The sequence below is a fragment of the Spirochaetota bacterium genome (assembly GCA_004297825.1).
In the GTDB taxonomy this organism is placed as follows: domain Bacteria; phylum Spirochaetota; class UBA4802; order UBA4802; family UBA5368; genus FW300-bin19.
Map to the genome: position 1 here is coordinate 61,399 of SCSX01000018.1, position 19,070 is coordinate 80,468.

Below are 19,070 nucleotides of genomic sequence, written 5' to 3' on the forward strand. Positions count from 1 at the left end.
TTTAGTCAATAAAAATCCGCCTGGACGGTTTAAAAAATTACGAAGTTAATATTAACATTTTAAACGTGCATCGTCACCCCATGCCCGGGATCGTCGGTGAGTATCTCGAACGCGGCCCGGTTCGCGGTCTCCATTCTAATGGGCCTCTTTCCGGGCAGGGTGAGCGTGAGGGCGCACGAGGCGATTTTGCAGTTGAGGCAGAATTTGCTCCCCCCGGGCGGATTGCGATACGTGAGCCCCACGAAATTTTTCGGGTCCGATACCAGCTCGCCCCCAATGCGCGCCTGCCTGTTTTCCGAGAAAAATTTCCAGTGGAAATTGCCAAAACTGCCCCGCGCCCTGAGCGCCTGGCGGATGGTATTGAGCCCATAATCCACGCCGTCGTGCCGCAGGGAGATCATGGTCAGATAGGGCGTCCACAGCGGTCCGATCTTCACCCTTCCGGTCCCGATCTCCAGGAAGCTCGCGGGCGCGTTGTCGAATCTCGCGACCTGTCCCCAGGCATAGTCGTCGGTATGCCTGCTTCCCCAGTTGTGATTCTGGCTCCCGGTCCATGCATCCACGCGGTGCACGGTCCCGTCCACGGTGAGATTTCCGGAAAAAGCGGCGAGCGGCAGACCCACCAGGCTCTTTGCACGGGGAAAGCCCTTCGCATAGAGCGCCGGGGCGAACAGGTAGAGCGGGGGCTCGTTTCCTTTATAGGCGAGGTCCCAGGCCACCGTGTGTCCCCGGTGATGCGCGGTTCCCTTCAACCTTCCGGTTTCCAGAAAGGCGCCCCCTATCCGCACCCCCAGGGTATCGGGGGAAAATGCACACTTAACTGCCGGGAGTTCCTCCCTGACCGAGACATGCCTCCCCGTCGCTCCGTCGAACCAGGTCGCCCAGAGCTCTCCGATCGCGCTGCCGGGTTCGCCCTTCGGCACGAATATGGTATACCTTATCCAGAAGGCCTGCGCCTTGACGGGATGGTTCGCGCGCAGGAAGAAGCTTTCGTAATGGCCGGTTTTCATGCCCTCACGGTATCGTGAAAAATTATAATTTGCTGCAAGCGGATGAGTTTTCATGGGGATTGCTCCTGGTAACGTATACTATTAGTCCCAAAGGCAATTACGCAAGGAGATATTCTTTTCAAAATATCCGAATCTTCTTGACTAATATAGACTACGATTCTATGTTAGCACATTCGGCAAGCACATAGTCGAAATGCCGATCGCCACTATACACCAGCTCGAAAAAGTATTGCAGCAGTCGAAGGGTCAGATAATAACGAGTACACTTGGAGGAGAACAGGAATGAAAAGAACGGCACTCATCACACTAACAATACTACTCGCCGGAATTTCCCCCCGGCCCTCCGGGGCGGACGCGGATTGGAAAACCGTCATCAACGAAGAGGGCATTACCGTCGAAACGCGCAGCGTCGCCGGGTCCGACATCGACGAGTTCCGCGCGACGGCTGTAATCGAGAAGCCCATCGAGGTTGTCGGCGAACTCCTTGCCGACGTCCCGAACCAGATAAACTGGATAAAGGACTGCGTCGAGGTAAAGATCGTCAGCCAGGAGAACGAGCAGAACCTGGTCCAGTACTACGTGATTAAAACGCCGTGGCCGCTCAATTACCGGGACGTGATCTTCATAACGAAGACGAAGGTGGACTGGCAGGCGGGCTACGTGGACGTGACCAGCATCGCGACGGCGGAGCCCCTGGTGCCGGTGCGCGACGGCTGCCTGCGCATCACGAACTCCGAGCAGCACTGGATTTTCCAGCGAATCGCGCCCGATCGCACGATGGTCGTGTTCACGAACACGACGAACCCGGGAGGCGCCATCCCCGCGTTCGTGGCGAACGCGTTCAGCAAGGACATGCCCTTCCATACCCTGCGGAACATGCGCGCCGCCGCGGAAAACCCGGTCTTTTACGAACGGGCGAAAGCGAAGTACAATATAAAATAGTTATTCGTGAGTACCGGTGTTCATTAATTCAGAGCTTTTCTGGGGATTCTGGCTCTGGTGCAGTATCTCGGGGTACGGAATTCGGAAAATTAATACGGTATAACAATTATTCCATTCCAGGCTATTATTCAAATTCGCTACGGGATACTCCTGACTGGCGAATAATCGAATGCAATGTCCCAATACGAATCTCCGAGTGATTGGGAACAGGAACCGTAATTGTGGTTTCGGGGAGCTTTTTTTGCATTATCACATGTGATCCTCGCTGGCGAATCATTAGAAACCCATGGCGGGACAGGATCGCGCATACCTCCATACCTGATAGAACCCGTAACCTACCCAATCGCGATCTCAACCCGTGTTATATATATTTCCTCGTGATAGCGCTGTGCAACCTCTTCGCTGGAGGCAGTTTCAAAAAACAGTTCCAATGCTTCTTGAAGATTTAACCGCGCATCCTCGATTGTATTCCCCTGGCTGGCTATATCTAACTCAGGGCACAATGAAACATATCCGTCACCCTCGCGCTCGATGATTGCAGTTAATTGTTTTGTCATCATTACATCTCCCACTATGATATCCGTTCCCTTATTGAATCAGAAGAATTGATCTCATTAGACTTGTTGCGGAACTGCCGTCTCGCGCTCGCGGGAAGCCCCTGCGGGGGCTTTAAAGGGGCTTCGCCCCTTTAACCCCGTAAAGACTAGAGTTATGCAACAAGTCTATTATTTGATATAAAGCGAATTGTAATTACTATGCATCCTTTTCACGAGATATTAATTTCAAGTAACATCATTTATCTGCCTGTTCCAATATCAATTATAACGACTTCAAAGATAAAAGCCTTATTTCCAGAAGATGAGATACAGCGAGAGCAGCAGGAGCGCAACGCCGAATCCCTTCCTGAGCATCACCTCGTCGATACCCACGGCGAAGCTCGCCCCGACCAGGCCGCCCGCGAGGAAACCGAACGCGATGCAGGCTGCCAGTGGAATGTTCACGTACCCCTTCTGGTAATAGACATACGCCGCGAACAGGCCAATGGGCGGCACCATCGCCGCAAGCGTGGTCCCCTGTGCCGAGTGCTGGTCAAACCCCAGGAAAAAAACGAGCGCAGGGATCATGACGATACCGCCGCCGATTCCCATGAATCCCCCGAGAATTCCCGCAACGACGCCTATCAGGATTCCAATCATGTACATGAGAAATCTCCCTCATTCCGCCGGTGTATCGAAGAGCCCCGATTGGACCTCTCTGTCGGGCTTTTTGGTATAGGCGACCTTGATGTGCTCATAGGCGAGCCTTGTCGCGACCCGTCCCCGGGGCGTACGGTTGAGCAGGCCGCTCTGGACCAGGAAGGGCTCATAGAAATCTTCCAGTGTATCGGTCTCCTCCCCTACCGACACCGCTATGGTTTTGAGCCCCACTGGACCGCCCTCGTACTTTTCGATGATGGTTGAGAGGATTCTCCGGTCCATCTCGTCCAGTCCCAGCTCGTCTATATCGAGCCGGGCGAGCGCGTAGCGGGTGAGCGCGATATCGATCGTGTCCTTTTTCTCCACTACCGAGAAATCGGCCACGCGTTTCAGGAGCCTGTTCACCACGCGGGGCGTTCGCCTTGAGCGCCGCGCGAGCTCGTCGGCCGCCTCGCCCTCGAGCGCGGTACCGAGTATGCGCGCGCTGCGCGCAGCGATCTTCCTGAGGTCCGCATCCTCATAGTAATTGAGCCGGATCGGGATGCCGAAGCGGTCCCGGAGCGCAGAGGTGAGCAGCCCCGTGCGGGTGGTCGCCCCCACCAGGGTGAACGGCGCGAGGTTAATCTTGATCGTTTTCGCGCCCACCCCCTGCCCGATCAACACGTCGATGCAGCGGTCCTCCATGGCGGGGTAGAGTATTTCCTCGATTGCGGGCGACAGGCGGTGAATCTCGTCGATAAAAAGGACATCGTTCGCCTCGAGGCCGGTCAGTATGGAGGCGAGATCGCCCGCCTTGTCGATCACGGGCGCGGAGGTGGCGCGAAGGTTAACCCCAAGCTCCTGCGCGATGATGAACGCGAGCGTCGTCTTGCCGAGCCCGGGAGGCCCCGCCAGGAGCACGTGGTCGAGGGGCTGTTTCCGCATCCGCGCCGAGGTGATGAAGACCCTCAGGTTGTCGACGATTTTCACCTGGCCGATGAACTCATCGAGCCGCGACGGCCGGAGAGAGCGCTCCTCCTCGTCCTCTTCCTGGCGGCTTACATTTATGAGACGGGCCGGTTCTTCCATGAAGTCACTTCTTCAGGCTTTCGTATTTCCTGATGGCATCCAGGGTCGCGTCGGGGGTTTTGGAATTCAGGAGCTCCGACCGCAGTTCTTCGATACTCATCAGCTTGGCGATGTTTGCGAGCGTCTTGATATGCTGCGCGAGCTTGTTCTTGGGCACCAAGAGCAGGATCGCGATCCTTACCGGCTCGTTGTCGATGGCGTCGAAATCGATTCCATTCGCACACACCGCGAGCACGACGGTCGCCTCGTCCACCTTGACCGATGAACAGTGGGGTATGGCGACGCCCTTGCCGATCCCCGTACTCATTGATTTTTCCCGCTCGGTGAGCGCCTTCCTGATCGTGTCGTGATCCTCAGGCTTGATCTCTCCGCTCGCGAGGGCGCGCTCCAGCATTTCGCCGATAAGCTCCCAGCGGTCTTTCGACGCCGCGCCAAGGATAATGTTGTCCGTTTTCAGGTATTCGGAAATAAGCATACTGCATCTCTGGTCAGCGCCGCCGGGACCGGGAAAATCCCTGAACCGCGCGCACTTCCGCCCCGACAAGGGAAGAGCGGCGGAACGCAGATAGTACTACGCGGCAGTGCGCTCAATAAGTCAAGTTTTATATTGCCGTACGCCGGCCGCCCGATCGTCTATCTCTCCTTGAGCTGGCGCGCGTAAATAACGCGGATATTGTAGAAAAACTGGACGCTCTCCTGTTTCCGGTAGTCGGGATAGGTCCAGTCCCACGGTTCAAAGCGTCGCGCCACATACCGGTATTCGTTCTCGAGGTACACGCCCTCGCGGAGATACACGCGGTGGAAAAATTCCTTGCACGTCGCAAGGTACACGTTTGAAAGCGTGAGGTAGCCCGGATCGATATTCACCCGCCTGTTATCCTTCTCGGACAGCTTTTTTTCAAGCCCGTTCGCGTACAGCTTTATCTTTACGATGTCTTCCCTGCGTACCAGTTTTTTAAAGGAAAGAAAAACGCGGAACAGGTTCTTCCCGATCTTGCTGTAGTACTCGGTATGGTCGAACGGCATCTTCACGGTTTTGAAATCGATCTCGCCGTATTTCTTCTGAAGCAGGAATTCCGTGCGCTCCAGGACCAGGTCCGAGTTCACGAGCAGTCCCATGAAGAGCTTGGCGCGTGTGGGGATCACCGGTTCCGACATTCGCCCTGGCTCCTTGAAAGAATGAATTCCCTGAAATCCTGGGGAAGCGGCGCCTTTACGTATATCATTTTTTTCTCCCGGGGATGATAAAAGCTGAGCGACCGCGAATGCAGGGCCGATCGGGCCATTTCCAGTTCGCGCGCGAGGGATTCGTTCATTCCCTCCCCGATGAAGCGCAGGTACAGCGCCGGGTCCTTTCCGTACATCTTGTCACCCACGATGGGGAATCCCGCGTACCTGAGGTGCACGCGTATCTGGTGCAGTCTCCCGGTGCGCGGATAGGCTCGTACCAGCGTATAGTCTCCGAACGAAAACAGCGCCTTGAAATCCGTGAACGCCGCCTCCGGGGCATCCTTGTACGCGAGTCGCATTTTCTTGATTTCCGATGACGGGTCATAGCCTATCGGCACATCGACCTCGATTCTTCGCGGCGTCATGGTTCCGTGCACGATCGCCACGTAACTCTTGCGCACCCTGGAAAAATTCCTCTGGATCGCCGATGCCGTCCGGGAATCTTTCGCGAACAGGATGACACCCGAGGTCTCCCTGTCGAGCCTGTGCACCGGCAGGAGGGCGCACCCCATTTTTCTTTCCATTATCCTGACGAGTGTGTTGTTAAAATATCTTCCCGCCGGGTGCACCGGCATGTTCCCGCTTTTGTCAAGGACCGCGAGCCATTGGTCCTCGAACAGTATTCCCACCCGATCGTCGACGGGGGGCTCCTCCACGCGCATGCCGGAGAACCGGATCCTGTCCCCGGCGCGCACCGTCCTGTGCGGATTCGTCATACAGGACTCGTTCAGGAAAATCCGCCCGCGTTTTATCTCCGCCTGCCAGGCGTTCCTGCTGAGGTACGTGTAACGGCGCGAGAGGTACGCGTCCATCCGCACGCCCCCGGATTCGGGCGCTACAACGGTTTCGACGCGCCGCTCGAACGAATTTTCGGATACTTCGATCATGCCGTGGAAGCGATACACCGGGCCCGGCATCATGGCAATATATTTTTACCGGGGAGAGGAGAATTCCGCCGGGCAGGCGGGACATCGAAAAAAACTGCTTGAAAATTGAACGCGCGCGGTGCTCGTAAGTCAATCACCCACGAGAGACCAATCACATGAACGCCTTACTCGAACAGCTCAACCAGCAGCAAAGGATCGCGGCAACCCACACCGAGGGGCCCCTTCTCATCTTCGCCGGCGCGGGTTCCGGAAAGACGCGCGTGATCACCTACCGCATCGCCTACCTCATCAGGGAGATGGGCGTTCCGCCCTACGACATATTCGCGGTCACCTTCACCAACAAGGCCGCGGGCGAAATGCGTTCGCGCATCGCCGACCTCATAGGGCCCATAGGCGAGAATGTTTTCATCAAGACGTTCCATTCGGCGGCGGTGTATATACTCAGGCGGTTCGGCGACGCCGCGGGCGTACCCCGCAACTTTTCCATTTACGACCAGAAGGACCAGGAATCGCTGGTAAAAGATATCCTCGTGGAAATGCGCCTGGATCCCAAGAAGATCAAGCCCTCGGCCGTCGTCTCCAGGATATCACAGATTAAGGACGGGTCCGATATACTGGAGGGCGGCGATATCTCCCGCGTCATGCCGAAAAACTTTCTCCACAACTTCGCCGAGGTCTTCGATGCCTACCAGGCGCGCCTGAGCGCGCAGAAGGCGCTGGATTTCAACGATCTCCTCATTCACACCGTGAAACTCCTGCGCGACCAGGAGGACGTGCGCGCCCAGCTCCAGCGCCGCTGGCGGTATTTCATGATCGACGAGTACCAGGACACCAATTACGCGCAGTACCTCATCGGGAAGCATCTCTCGTCCGCGACCCGCAATATCTGCGTCGTGGGGGACGACGACCAGTCCATCTACTCGTGGAGGGGCGCCGACATCCGCAACATCCTCAACTTCGAGAAGGATTTCGAGGACGCCCGCACCATCACCCTCGAGGAGAATTATCGGTCCACCTCCCAGATTCTCGATGTTGCCACCTCGGTGATAAAGAACAATCAAAACCGAAAGCCTAAGAATATCCGCGCCTTCCGGGGAGAGGGCGAGCCGGTCGTGTGGTGCCGCACCTACAACGAGTACGGCGAGGCCGAGTACGTCGTGAACAGCATCATCTCCCTCAAGAGGCGCGAGGGCCTAAAGAACGGCGATTTCGCCCTCTTCTACCGCACGAACGCCCAGTCCCGGGTGTTCGAGGAAGTGCTGCGCAGGGAGAACATTCCCTACCGCGTGGTGGGGGGCTTGAAATTTTATGACCGCAAGGAGATCAAGGATCTCGTCTGCTATCTCCGCCTGGTCGCGAATCCCGACGATTCGGTCGCGCTCATGCGCATAATAAATGTTCCGGCGCGGGGAATAGGCGCCGCGACCATCGAGCGCATTCGCGACACTGCCTATACCGAAAACATCTCGGACTGGGAGGTCATCAAGCGATCCCTCCCCCTCAAGGGAAAGCTTCCCGCGGGACTGGTCCAGTTCCGCGAGATGATCGAGCGCGGCATTGAACTGGCCGCGAAACCGGAAGGCGAATTCAAACTCTCCGGGCTGGTCGAGGAAATGGTCACCCTCTCCGGTTACCGCACGTGCCTCGAAGAGGAAAAGACGCTGGAAAGCCGCTCCCGGATCGAGAATATCGAGGAGTTCCTGAACAGCGTGTTCGATTACGAGTCGAGAAATCCGGCGGCGACGCTGGACCAGTTTTTACAGGAGATTTCCCTTCTCACCTCCGAGGATTCTCCTGAGGATGGAAACGTGACGGCGAATCCGGTCACGCTCATGACCGTCCATATCGCCAAGGGTCTCGAGTTCCCGGTCGTCTTTCTCACGGGAATGGAGGAGGGCACGTTTCCGCACAGCATGTCGAGCGATACCGACGAGGAGATCGAAGAGGAGCGCAGGCTCTGCTACGTGGGCATCACCCGCGCAAAGGACCGCGTTTTCATCACCTCCGCGGAGGTGCGGCGCAGTTACGCCGGGGTAGATTACCGCAGTCCTTCCCGTTTTATTCTCGAGATACCGCCCGCGCTTTTAACGATCTCCGAATTCGTGCAGCAGGGATACTCCCCGACCAGGCAGAGCCGTTTTGAGTTCGGAGAACCGTCCGCCCCACGCCCGGGCAAGCCCGCTCCCGGCCCCGCGCCGTCCCCGTCGCAGTCGTTGAAATTCCGCGTCCGGGACCAGGTCCTCCACCCGAAATACGGGCAAGGCCGGATAACGGCAATAGAGGGAAGCGGCGACAACGTGCGCCTCACCATAAACTTCCTGTCGGGGGGCACGAAAACGTTCATGGAAAAATATACCCCGCTCGAAAAAATGAGGGGCTAAATTATTGCTTGACATTGAGCTTGTCAGGCACAGAAGATTAGGGTGTCGGATAAATCCAAGAGGGCACGTTTCTATAAAGAGCCAAACTGACCGCAGGAGCCGGTGATGGACAACACGCACAAAGTCTCATTTGAATATATCGAGGATATCCCCGTCATGGTCATCGAGGGGGATATGACGTCGGAAGCCGACAGCGACGTGATGAAGACATACCAGAAGATTAAAGAGAAAAACGCTCCCAAGAGTGTGGTTATAAATTTCGAAAAAACCAATTACATCAATTCCGCGGGAATCGCAACCCTCATCAACATCATCCAGGACATTGGAGAAATAGGCGGGAAAATCAGCATCGCCGGTCTTTCCACGCATTTCCAGAAGGTGATGGATATCGTCGGGATTTCCGACTTCGTCGACATCTACAATACCGACTACGATGCCATCCGGGAGATCAAAACCGCCAAATAGTCCCTGGCGCTTCAGGGTCTCCAGATTTACAAAATCAAGACCAAGTTTTTTATTTTGCGCTGCGCGCCGATTCTCACCCGCCGAGTGGAGTTTGCGCGTTGGTGGTAAACGCGGATTTCATCTCTTCGATGGAATACACGATCCTGCACGGCGGGATACTCTGCAGGAATACCTTTCCATATCCCTTGGAAAGAATGCGCGAATCCAGGACCGCAACGATTCCCCGGTCCCCTCTTCCCCTGATGAGCCTGCCGAATCCCTGCCTGAATTTGATGACCGCGTTGGGAACCTGGTATGCGTAGAAGGGATTCTGTCCCCGCGCCTCGAGCCTTTCGATCTTTACCTCTATCATGGGCCGATCCGGTACGCTGAAGGGAAGCCGCATGAGTATGACCCCGCGGACGAGATCGCCCGGGAGGTCGACCCCCTGCCAGAATGAATGCGTTCCCATGAGAACCGACCCCGGGGTATTCAGGTACAGTTCCAGCGCCTCCGGGGCAGGGTACTCACCCTGCGCGAATATCGGGTGTCCGATATTGCCGCTCAATTCGTACTTCACCTCATCCAGCATCTTATATGAGGTGAAGAGCATGAGGCAGTTCCCGTCCAGGTGGCGGATCACCTCCGCCGCGATCTTTGCCGATCCCGCGGCGAAGTTTGCGCCCCCGGGTTCATCCCCGCCCCTTTGGAGATACAACACCACCTGTTCCTTGTAATCGAAGGGAGATTGCAGCAGGAGATGCCGGTAGGACGGAATACCGAGCCTGTTCGCGATGAACGAAAAGTCCCTGTTCACGGTGAGCGTTGCGGAGACGAATATGCAGGATTCATAGTACGATGATACCTCGCGCTCGAGGATAGGCGCGACGTCTACCGGCTGTCCCTTGATCTCGATATCGCCCAGGATCTCGTCCTCCCTGCGCTCCAGCCAGTATACGTAGTCATCGGACGAATTGGAGACCGCGGAAGCCAGGTTTTCGATCGCCGTGAACAGCCTGCTGCGCGCGATGTCGTATTCCACCCTGACGAATGAATCGTCTATCTCTTCCTCCATCTCTTCGACCAGGCGGTACAAATCCCGGCAGGCCGACACGAGATCCTTTCCCTCGGCAAGGGGCTCGCGCAGACGCGCACTCAGCCTCTGGCCCGTAAGCCGCGGGCGGAGCCCCTCGAAAAATCCGCCCAGCTCCAAGGCGATGCCGTTGATCCGGCTGATCGCCTTTTTCCTCACCGCCGCCGATGAAACGGATGAGAGAATGTGCCGCTTCGTGCCGCGGCGGTAAAACCGCGAAAGCACATCCGTGATATCCGAATGACTCACCCCGAAACCGAGCTGGTCGCTGGCGATGTCTTCGAGCGCGTGCGCCTCATCGAATATGACCACGCCTATTCCGGGAAGGTAGGTACGGCCGGAGGCGATGTTCGCGAAAAAGAGGTAGTGATTCAGTATGAGGATATCGGCGCGCGCCCATTCCTTGCGCGCCTGCTGAAAGGCGCACCCCTGCCCGAACGGGCACGAATGCGGAGAGCAGGCGTCGGACTCCCTGCATATCATCGCCCAGAGCCCCGGGCGAAGCCGTACATCCATGCGGGTGAACACCTGCTCCGACTGGAAGCGTTCCCTGAGATCGTCGATCACGCCCAGGTCGTCGCGGGTGAATCTTCCCATGGCGAGCATGGCCTCGAAGCGCATACGGCACGGATAATTGGCGCCCCCCAGGCACAGCGCATGCGTGAAGTCGTCTTTACCCAGCCGCGCAAAAGCCTCCTTCACCAGCGGGATTTCCTTTTCGATGAGCTGCTTCTGCAGCGTTTTCGTCTCGGTGCTCACGGCGAGCTTCTTGCCGTGTTCCTTGCAGTAAAGGATCGCGGGGGCCAGATACGCTATGGTCTTCCCCACGCCCGTCCCCGCCTCTACGAGCCCGATCTCCTGGCCACACAGCACCTCCTCGATGAACCGCGCCATGCGCTCCTGTTCTTCGCGGTAGTCGAAACGCTCGTGCAGCGCGCTGAGTACGCCGTCCCTTCCGAATATCTCTTTCATCGGAGCCGAGGATTTGCTACTGAAAGGAATCTTCAAGCACTATTTATGCGTTCTATATACATCCGGATCGCAAAAGGACACCGGGAGTGCCGGTGTCCTTTTGCGATCGGGGTTAATCACGATTAAAATGTTATGCCCGCAGCCAGATACATGATGGGCGCCCAGGCCACATCCGCATCGTCCGTCCCGCCGACCGGCTGCGAGAGAAAGCCGCCGTCTATATGGAATATATACCCGCCTTCGATCATAATCTGAAGCTCTACGCTCAGGTTGAGCCCCATGCCGTCGGCCGAGAGGTCGGCATCGGCCGCGTCCAGGCCCGCGATCGTTTCCCGCGTCGAGTTGCGATAGCCGATATTCAGTCCGGGTTTAAGCGCAACGGTCGGTGAGAGCAGAAAGCGCGGTTTCATGGCGACACCGAATTCGTAAAAAGTCGCATCGGACTCCAGGCCTCCCGCTTTGAGGGTGGCTTTCGAATAGTTTCCATAAGCCCCGACCGCGAACTTGGGGGCGACGTACGCATCGGCGAACGCGCGTACGAGCAATCCGCTGCTCTTGTCGGCATCCACTGCGACAAGGTCCGAATCGATATTGATATTGCCGGGAAACCAGATACCCAGGGAAATGCCTAGGTCATACTCCTTGCCGGCGAAGCCCTTCCCCGCTTCCTTCTCCTCGGCGAATACCTGTGACAGGGTGACCCCGCACAGCACGAGCATGATCAATAAAACATGTTTAATAGTCTTCATGTTACCTCCCGTATAATATTGTTTATAAAGTCCAACACTCATTCTATTTTATTCCGTATCGTCAGGGGGCGTATACGGTTTCATTTCGGCCTTTTTTTCCGGTTCGGCTTTTTTCTCGTCCCCTTTCTTTTCTCCTGCCGGGGTCGAGAAATGATAGCTCACGGTAAACACATAGGTTTTGTAACCCTGGTTATCCCCGCTGGAGGATACCTGTTGAATAAGGGAGCTCAGGGTGATGTCCCAGGGCACGTACACGATATCAATCCCGTAATAATATGCGGTCGCGGCTACGACCGATACAGAATATGTGCCAGTTGTATCTCCGCTCAGTTTTATTGTAGTATCTCCGGCAAGTGAAGCAAACATGAAGAAGGGTGTAAAAACGAAGTCGGACTGCTTGATCGCAAGCTGTACCCCACCCTGCGGTCCTTTCATGGTACTTGTGATATCGGCTGACTGATCGATTGTACTTGTTTTAATATCAATGCCCAGCCATATCTTGGAAAAGCTGAATCCACCGAATAGTATCAATGCGAACCTGTCATTCTTGATTGGCTGGAACTCGATATCGACCGGGATGGAGAGCATTCCCAGTGTCATATCGGCGCTGCTGCCCACCTTCCCCGCCGCATAAAACCCTGAGGCGCCAATATCGATCGCGAAATGCTTCCTGAACGCGTAGCGACCGAACCAACTGCCGCCGCCGCCGTACACGTCGACGCTGCCGTTCATTTCCGGTTCATCCGGGTTTTTTAAATCACCCTTCAGATAGATCGCCGTTCCGCCAAGCCTTGCATCCTTATCCCCCTCATTGAATTCGTACCACGGGATAGGCGGCGGTGAGAACTGGAAATTGGTCTGAAGTGCGTGCAGGGTTAACGGGTGAAGAAGAAAACATGCGATACCGGCATAAAATATCATGCGCGCGCGTTTCATGAGGACCTCCCCTTGTATCTATATCAGTCCTTTATGATACGACTCGCAAAAGGATCCTGCTGGCGGCGATGGGGAGATCGGCAACGCGAAATCCTTCTGATATCCCGACGATATCGGGAAATTCAAAACTGTCAAGCCAAATCGGTGCAGGGGTCGGACACTCCGGCACATATTTCAACTATCCTGTTACATTGAACTGGGGGAGTATACCGGCACGGGAGGTTGAAGCGCATAAAAGCGAAGGCCCCCTGCGGGCCTGGTGGGCGGCCTGTACGCGTGCCCAGATGCCTCGGGGTTCCCGAATTCGCCGGGGAATTGACCCGACGAAGTATGCGCAGATACCGCTATTCCACCCTGAACGAGGGGTAGCGATCGACTATGCCCCCCAGGAACGCGAGGACGTTCGCCGCATAATTGTAATAGCTCGCCATGAAGTTGAAGAGGATGTGCGGCCAGCTTCGGGTGGCGATCAGCGATATCAGACCCGCGAACGAAATGAGGACGGCCCCCAGGCTCAGAAGGAACAGGAGAAGCAGGTGCGGGAGCGCCACGACGAGCATTCCCACGCCGGTCGCGCGCAGCAATGCCATCCAGCGTGAATTGCGCGCGGGGAATATCACGTTCAGTTGCAGGGGGTAGTCAATGCTGGACTTGCCGGCATACGGGGGCATTTCCTCGACCACGTCCGCGGCGCAGGCACCTAATGAGATCATGTAGCGGAGCGTCTTCTCCTGAATCTCGGCGAAATCCTCCTGCCACCTTCCGCCGAAAAGCGTGATCCAAGTATTCACGGCACCCAGGATCATCGTGAGCAGGGTATAGATGAACAGGACGATAAAATGCGGGATAAGCGCAATGTAATAAAGGCAGAACAGGCGCAGGAGCGCGCCGATTCTCGAATAGCCCAGCGAATGGTCGATTGAAAAATTGACCGCTCCCCCCGGGACCGTGTCATGCACCTCGACAGCCGTTTCGGGATGCTCGATATCGTACACGGGACCCGTTCTTTCATTTTCAATATCGAGTATGGAATCGGGGGCCGCTGCGGTGATTCCGGTCCTGGTACGCAGGGGCCTGTGAGCGATCGTAAAATCTTCCTGCTCGAGCCGGTCGATGTCGATCTCCGGCAGTTTTTCCGATTCGAACTCGTCCGTGACGAGCCGGGACCCGGCCCCCTCGGGCCTGGTGAGATCGTCGATGCTCAGGCTCGGGTCTATTTCCTTCAGGTTGAGCTTGATGTCCTCGTCCTCGATGAGGTCGAGCGGCAGGTCGTCCTCCAGGGTGGACTTCAGTTCCTGTTCGCTCAGGTCGTCGATGCTGAGTCCTGTATCGTCCAGCGTGAGCCTTTCGTCTTCGTCGAGCTCCACGCCCTTTTTAAGTTCTTCTTCCTCTTCGAGGGTAATGTCCAGGGAATCGAGGTCGATCGTCGTGCTTTCATCCTCGTCCAGCCTGACGGTCTTTTTCCCGGGCGCGTCTTTCAGGAAATCCTCGTCCATCAGGAAATCTTCGCCGGGACCCGCTTCCTTGTAGACGGCCTTTCCGCCCGGCTCTTCCTCGAGCTCGATGTCGAGCGTATCGAGGTCGATGGTAATGCTTTCGTCCATATCTGAGGACGGCTTTTTCGTGGGTTCCCTGGAAAAAATCTCGTCAGTTTTTATCTCGTCGTCGAGGGTGATATCTTCCTGCAATTCGAATTCGTCGAGGTCTGTCTTCGCCTTCGCGCCCTTCGTCTTTGCCGCGGGGGTGGAATAGGTTACGATATCGTCGAGGTTCAGGTCGTCGTCGGCGGCTGCGGCCTCACCGCCCTTCCTGGCCCTGGGCTCGGCCGAGACCCCGGCCGGAACCCTTTCATCTTCGTCGAACAAGATGTCATCGAACGCGTCGGCGGACTTTTCCTTGGCGCCTTTGGCAGGCGCCTCCTCTATTCCCGAGGCAAAATCCTCGAGACTCAGCGGTTCGTCATCCAACTCCTGTTCCGCGGGGCCCGATTTCGGCTTCGCCGATTTCTTCTGACGCGGTTCATCGATAAAATCGAATTCATCCCCGGACGCGTCCGCCGGCGTCGCCGTCCTGGAGGGTGCGTCCTCATCGCCGATTACGTCCCCAAGGTCCCTGTCCAGCATATCGCTTTCAAACGCCAGGTCGTCTTTTACCGGGGCCTGCGCACCGCGGGCCGAGGGGGGTTCGACGATAAAATCATCTTCCGGGGGCATAACGGCCGTGCGTTTCCCGGCGGCGGGCGCAGGTGACTCCTCACCGAAGTCGAACGCCCCGGAATCGCCATCCGCATGAATCCTGTTATCGATAATGACGTTCGTGCCGCATTTCGGGCACGAAAATCCGAATTTTTTGTTTTCGATTTTTTTATCGTCTACCGCGTAAGCCGCGTCGCAGTGGGTGCACCTTACTATCATCGCATTCTCCTGATCTCTTATCTACCCGGACAATACCTTTCGTTCAAATTGTGCTGGATTATCAGCGGTGAAATAAAGACGAACAGGGGCAGATACCACTTCATCTCCCTACCGTTAAGCTCTTCCGATTTCTGCATATACTTGAGGTTTATGTAGAACCACCATGCGCCCCCCGTGAAGACGATCAGCAGGATATTGGTGACGGGATTGTCGCCAAACGCCCGGCTTACCCTGGCAAGCCACCAGAAATAATACAGGGACACCGTTAAGAGCATGAGGAGGAAAAGAATTACAAGATTGTTCTCGGGGATATTTTCAATCTTCATGCGAGCCCTCGACTCGATAGTATAGATTCATTACTAAATATATTAAATGAAAACTTCAATTACTAATTAATATGAACCCGAAAAACAGGGCGAACCCCGTCCGCACAGGATACAGGTATCTTCCTGCCGGTTTCTATAGTTAATTAACGGAATAATGCCGACGATAACTTACTATTTTTTGCCGCCCCCCCGCCCTCTTCCGCCGCTGCGCTAACGCTCTCCCCGGGTAAAAAGTTCTTGTTTTTTTATTATCCCGTTCAAGAATATTCAAATCACCCGGGCGGGTACGCTCACCGTCTTTATATGGAAAAAGCCGACGCCTCTCGCCAATGCACCAATGGAGACTCTCACGAATGAAGTTCCTCAAGGAATTCAGTTATCCCGATATTTTCCAGCGCCGCATAGTCCTGATTAACTCGTTTTTCGGTTTTTTCCTGCTCGGGATGATCAGCTTCCATTGCGGTTTATTCATCGCGCCCTATACCCCTTATGAATCCGCGGTTAAAACGGTGCTCCTTGCCGTAGTAACCGGCCTGTTCGCCGGCAACCTTGCCGGGAATGTGCTCTTCCGCCTGCCCTATTACCGGGTCGTCTTTATAACCGTGGAGATGATATATCTGTCCCTCGCGGGACTCTATTTCTTAAAGTCCGGATTCGCCCAGTCACACCCGGATCCTGTCCTGTCCTCGTATTTCACGAAACGGCCGCTATTCCTGTTAGCCGCGGCTGTTTTCGCCTTTTTCCCCGGTCTCAAGCTGAACTATTCCCTCAAAGCTGCGACAGGGGATTACATCGACGAAAAGAGGCCGGTATATTCATATTTGCTTATCCTCGCCCTCGGACTGGCGCTGGGCGCTCTCTTCGCACAGGCGGCAATCCAATTCACCGTGCTTTACCCGGCGGCAGCCCTGCTGATCCTTTTCGTATTTTCATCGGCGATGATGGTGAAGACGCCCTATTTCCCGCAACCCATCATGGTTCAGGACTTCAAGGAGACTCATCGGGAGGTGATTAAATCCGGGGAGGAGGGGGTGCGCAGGGACAGCCTTCTTTTTACCTACCTGAATTTCATCTACATCCTCATATACTGCCTCCTGGCATACGAGAGCATCTGTAAATTTTCGGGAGGCTGGCCTTTCGTCAAGGTGCTCTTCCTGGCGATCATGCTCTCATCCATGTGCGCGGGTTTTGTGTGCGCGCGATTCGTAAAGGCCTCCTTTTGGCATATCTATACCGAGATGCTCTTCCCGGTCCTGTTCCTGATTTTCATGGTGCTCCTGTACACGGAAAAGAACGTATCCGCGTCCATGAGCCAATCGCTTTATGCGGCACCCCTGGGCGCATGGCTCGGTTTTTCACTTTATCATACTATCCGGAATATTGTCACGAACTATGAACATCGGCGCCGATTCCTGATTCTCGACCTGTCGCTCTTCATGCTCCCGTATCCCATACTGCTGGCGTTCCTGTCGGTCGAACTGACGAATCTCTGGTTTTTCGTGCTGCTGTACACCATGACGTTATTGAATATCGTTTTCCCCGGCGTTCACCTCATGCAAAGGGCCATTGCGGGGTACAAGAAACTCATATATTTCATATTTTCGATTTCGGTCATACCCCTGGTGATCTTCGCGCATCTTTATTTCGGCATTCCCATCGTCGACGGGTTATATGTTCAGTATTCTTCCGGATTCGAAGCGCTGCAGGCGATCAACGTCCACCAGGATTTCATAAAACAGCGCGCCCTGGTACGCTTCAACGGGAAGGAAATATTTCTCTGCAACGACAGTACGGTGAAGAATTTAAATAGGGCCATGCTCACGGTGCTGTTTTTCTCAAGGGACGCCCGCGACCATGCGCGTCCCGTCCTGGTGCTGGACGGGACGCAAAGCTTCTATCGCAATCCCATCCTGGGGCAATTTAAATCCATGCGGTGCATCGACTACGTTTCGGACCGGGGGGTGGACTATAACCGCCTGCCGATTTCCGGCAGGCAGCTTTACACGGCGGAAAAGACCGAGCTTTTTTCAATTCTCCACCGCGCGGATGACGTATACGAGACTATCTGCGACATACCGAATCTTTTCGACCAGTCTCAAAATCCAGTCCGCTTCTCCGGCTCGTACTATGGCATGGTGAAAAAGAAGCTCGCCCCCGACGGCCTCTTCGCGCAGGTGTTCTCGGTGAGCGGGTGCCGGCCCGAGTATTTCGCCTCCGCGTGCCGCGGCATCAAGGAGCATTTTTCCCGAACGGCGGTATTCTTTTTTTCGGATCACCTGCTCGTACTCGCCGCGAACGATTCCCGAACCCTGGGAATTTCGAAACAGGGAGTTGACAGGGTCGGCACGATCCTGAAAGAGCACCCCGGGATCGCGGCCCTCCAGCTGAACGAATATCACCTGCTGTCGCACTACCTGACCAATGATGTCACGGCGGTTGCGGATATGGACATCCAGGCGCCCGCCCCTGACCTGCTCGCGGCAAAGCAATCGGGCGGTATCGATATCGATGGACAGTTGATCGAAGCGTACCTTGGCGGTTCAGCCGGGGCGACCCTGCTTCTCGACACGGATCCGGCGAATTTCGAGCTCGCGGGAATCCTCCCCGCGGCCTTAAACCAGAACGAAAAAACGCTCAGTCTGTTAAAGAGGGCGGAGCTCGCGGCCGCACGCATGGAATACGAAACCGAAACGGAGGCTCTTTCCCAGCTTAAAGCGCTCGCCGAATACAATGCCGACCTGCGCGCGTACTCGGGAAAACTGACCGCATTCAGGGAGGAGTATTTCTTCTCAGAGGCGATCAGGTTCGAAAAGGACAAGCGCTGGGAAGAGGCAAGCCGGCTCTACCGCGCCATCCTCAGGATCAATGCAGCGCACTTCGAGGCGAACTACCGGATGGGAATACTTTCGATCACGCTTCAGAATCTTGACGATGCCTTCAAATTCCTTCAACACGCCATGGAACTCCGGCGCGACGACCCGAGGGTCCTCTACCAGATGGGCGTGCTCCTGTTTTCAAGCGGGCAGACCACGCAGGCGCTGGAATATTTCACCAGGACACTCGCGCTCAGGGAGAGCCCGGAATCTTTGTTCCATTACATGGGGCTCTGCTACGAAAAGCTTGGCCGGCCGGAAGAGGCGAAACCATATTACGAAAAGGCGCTCCTCGCCGACCCGAATGACAGCGCCGTGCAGTCAAGTATCGAGCGGATAAGCCAGGCTCTCCAGGCAAGGAGGGTTTTTAAGAAACCCCAGGACCGTAAAAACCAAATGGACGTCGAGCAGGACGAAACCATGCCCCTTCCCATAAACCAGACCGCAAAGGACATCCGGCTCAAGGATTCCGAGGTCCCGCCCGAGGAAACGGATCCCGCGAAACAGCCAAAAAAGTAGGTCCCCCACGGCCGGCATTGACCGACAGGC

The 19,070-nt window shown here is 55.7% G+C and carries 17 protein-coding genes; 4 read left to right on the forward strand and 13 right to left on the reverse strand.

Going from position 1 to position 19,070, the window contains the following annotated elements; genetic code table 11:
• Positions 1-59: 59 nt before the first annotated feature.
• A complete protein-coding gene (locus EPN93_03770) occupies positions 60-1,064 on the reverse strand; it encodes a hypothetical protein (GenBank protein ID TAL38858.1) in 1,005 nt (334 codons plus the stop codon).
• Positions 1,065-1,292: 228 nt separating this feature from the next.
• Between EPN93_03770 and EPN93_03775 the strand changes: the two genes are divergently transcribed.
• Positions 1,293-1,952: a hypothetical protein gene (locus tag EPN93_03775; protein ID TAL38859.1), complete on the forward strand. Its 660-nt coding sequence runs from the start codon at positions 1,293-1,295 to the stop codon at positions 1,950-1,952.
• Positions 1,953-2,076: 124 nt separating this feature from the next.
• Here the strand turns inward: EPN93_03775 and EPN93_03780 are convergent, their stop codons facing one another.
• The 7 genes from EPN93_03780 to EPN93_03810 form a co-directional block, all read right to left on the reverse strand.
• Positions 2,077-2,295, reverse strand: a complete 219-nt coding sequence (locus EPN93_03780) for a type II toxin-antitoxin system HicA family toxin (GenBank protein ID TAL38860.1) — start codon at positions 2,293-2,295, stop codon at positions 2,077-2,079.
• Complete coding sequence (locus EPN93_03785; protein ID TAL38861.1) at positions 2,288-2,512, reverse strand: type II toxin-antitoxin system HicB family antitoxin; 225 nt, start codon at positions 2,510-2,512, stop codon at positions 2,288-2,290. The genes EPN93_03780 and EPN93_03785 overlap by 8 nt, the downstream gene beginning before the upstream one ends.
• 285 nt (positions 2,513-2,797) lie before the next feature.
• Positions 2,798-3,148, reverse strand: a complete 351-nt coding sequence (locus EPN93_03790; GenBank protein TAL38888.1) for a sulfite exporter TauE/SafE family protein — start codon at positions 3,146-3,148, stop codon at positions 2,798-2,800.
• A gap of 18 nt (positions 3,149-3,166) precedes the next feature.
• Positions 3,167-4,216, reverse strand: a complete 1,050-nt coding sequence (ruvB, locus tag EPN93_03795) for a Holliday junction branch migration DNA helicase RuvB (protein ID TAL38862.1) — start codon at positions 4,214-4,216, stop codon at positions 3,167-3,169.
• Positions 4,217-4,220: 4 nt separating this feature from the next.
• A complete protein-coding gene (locus EPN93_03800) occupies positions 4,221-4,691 on the reverse strand; it encodes a PTS sugar transporter subunit IIA (GenBank protein ID TAL38863.1) in 471 nt (156 codons plus the stop codon).
• Between the two features lie 158 nt (positions 4,692-4,849).
• A complete protein-coding gene (locus EPN93_03805) occupies positions 4,850-5,374 on the reverse strand; it encodes a DUF4416 family protein (protein TAL38864.1) in 525 nt (174 codons plus the stop codon).
• Positions 5,359-6,366 carry an RluA family pseudouridine synthase gene (locus EPN93_03810; GenBank protein ID TAL38865.1) on the reverse strand — a complete coding sequence of 336 codons (1,008 nt, stop codon included), beginning with the start codon at positions 6,364-6,366 and terminating at the stop codon, positions 5,359-5,361. The genes EPN93_03805 and EPN93_03810 overlap by 16 nt, the downstream gene beginning before the upstream one ends.
• A 122-nt stretch (positions 6,367-6,488) precedes the next feature.
• Between EPN93_03810 and EPN93_03815 the strand changes: the two genes are divergently transcribed.
• Together EPN93_03815 and EPN93_03820 are read left to right on the forward strand one after the other, a co-directional pair.
• Positions 6,489-8,714 carry an ATP-dependent DNA helicase PcrA gene (locus EPN93_03815; GenBank protein ID TAL38866.1) on the forward strand — a complete coding sequence of 742 codons (2,226 nt, stop codon included), beginning with the start codon at positions 6,489-6,491 and terminating at the stop codon, positions 8,712-8,714.
• A gap of 105 nt (positions 8,715-8,819) precedes the next feature.
• Positions 8,820-9,179, forward strand: a complete 360-nt coding sequence (locus tag EPN93_03820; GenBank protein TAL38867.1) for an anti-sigma factor antagonist — start codon at positions 8,820-8,822, stop codon at positions 9,177-9,179.
• Between the two features lie 73 nt (positions 9,180-9,252).
• Here the strand turns inward: EPN93_03820 and EPN93_03825 are convergent, their stop codons facing one another.
• The 5 genes from EPN93_03825 to EPN93_03845 all read right to left on the reverse strand — a co-directional run bounded on the left by EPN93_03825 (position 9,253) and on the right by EPN93_03845 (position 15,648).
• The gene (locus tag EPN93_03825; GenBank protein TAL38868.1) at positions 9,253-11,223 is read right to left on the reverse strand and encodes an ATP-dependent DNA helicase; all 1,971 of its coding nucleotides are present in this window, start codon (positions 11,221-11,223) and stop codon (positions 9,253-9,255) included.
• A 122-nt stretch (positions 11,224-11,345) separates the two neighbouring features.
• A complete protein-coding gene (locus tag EPN93_03830) occupies positions 11,346-11,972 on the reverse strand; it encodes a hypothetical protein (GenBank protein ID TAL38869.1) in 627 nt (208 codons plus the stop codon).
• Positions 11,973-12,020: 48 nt separating this feature from the next.
• Positions 12,021-12,908, reverse strand: coding sequence for a hypothetical protein (locus tag EPN93_03835; GenBank protein ID TAL38870.1), 888 nt, complete (start codon positions 12,906-12,908; stop codon positions 12,021-12,023).
• 344 nt (positions 12,909-13,252) lie between these two features.
• A complete protein-coding gene (locus tag EPN93_03840; protein TAL38871.1) occupies positions 13,253-15,322 on the reverse strand; it encodes a DUF4389 domain-containing protein in 2,070 nt (689 codons plus the stop codon).
• 17 nt (positions 15,323-15,339) lie between these two features.
• The gene (locus EPN93_03845) at positions 15,340-15,648 is read right to left on the reverse strand and encodes a hypothetical protein (GenBank protein TAL38872.1); all 309 of its coding nucleotides are present in this window, start codon (positions 15,646-15,648) and stop codon (positions 15,340-15,342) included.
• Between the two features lie 329 nt (positions 15,649-15,977).
• On the opposite strand from EPN93_03845, the gene EPN93_03850 reads away from it, so the two are divergent.
• The gene (locus tag EPN93_03850; GenBank protein TAL38873.1) at positions 15,978-19,040 is read left to right on the forward strand and encodes a tetratricopeptide repeat protein; all 3,063 of its coding nucleotides are present in this window, start codon (positions 15,978-15,980) and stop codon (positions 19,038-19,040) included.
• Positions 19,041-19,070: the final 30 nt, after the last annotated feature.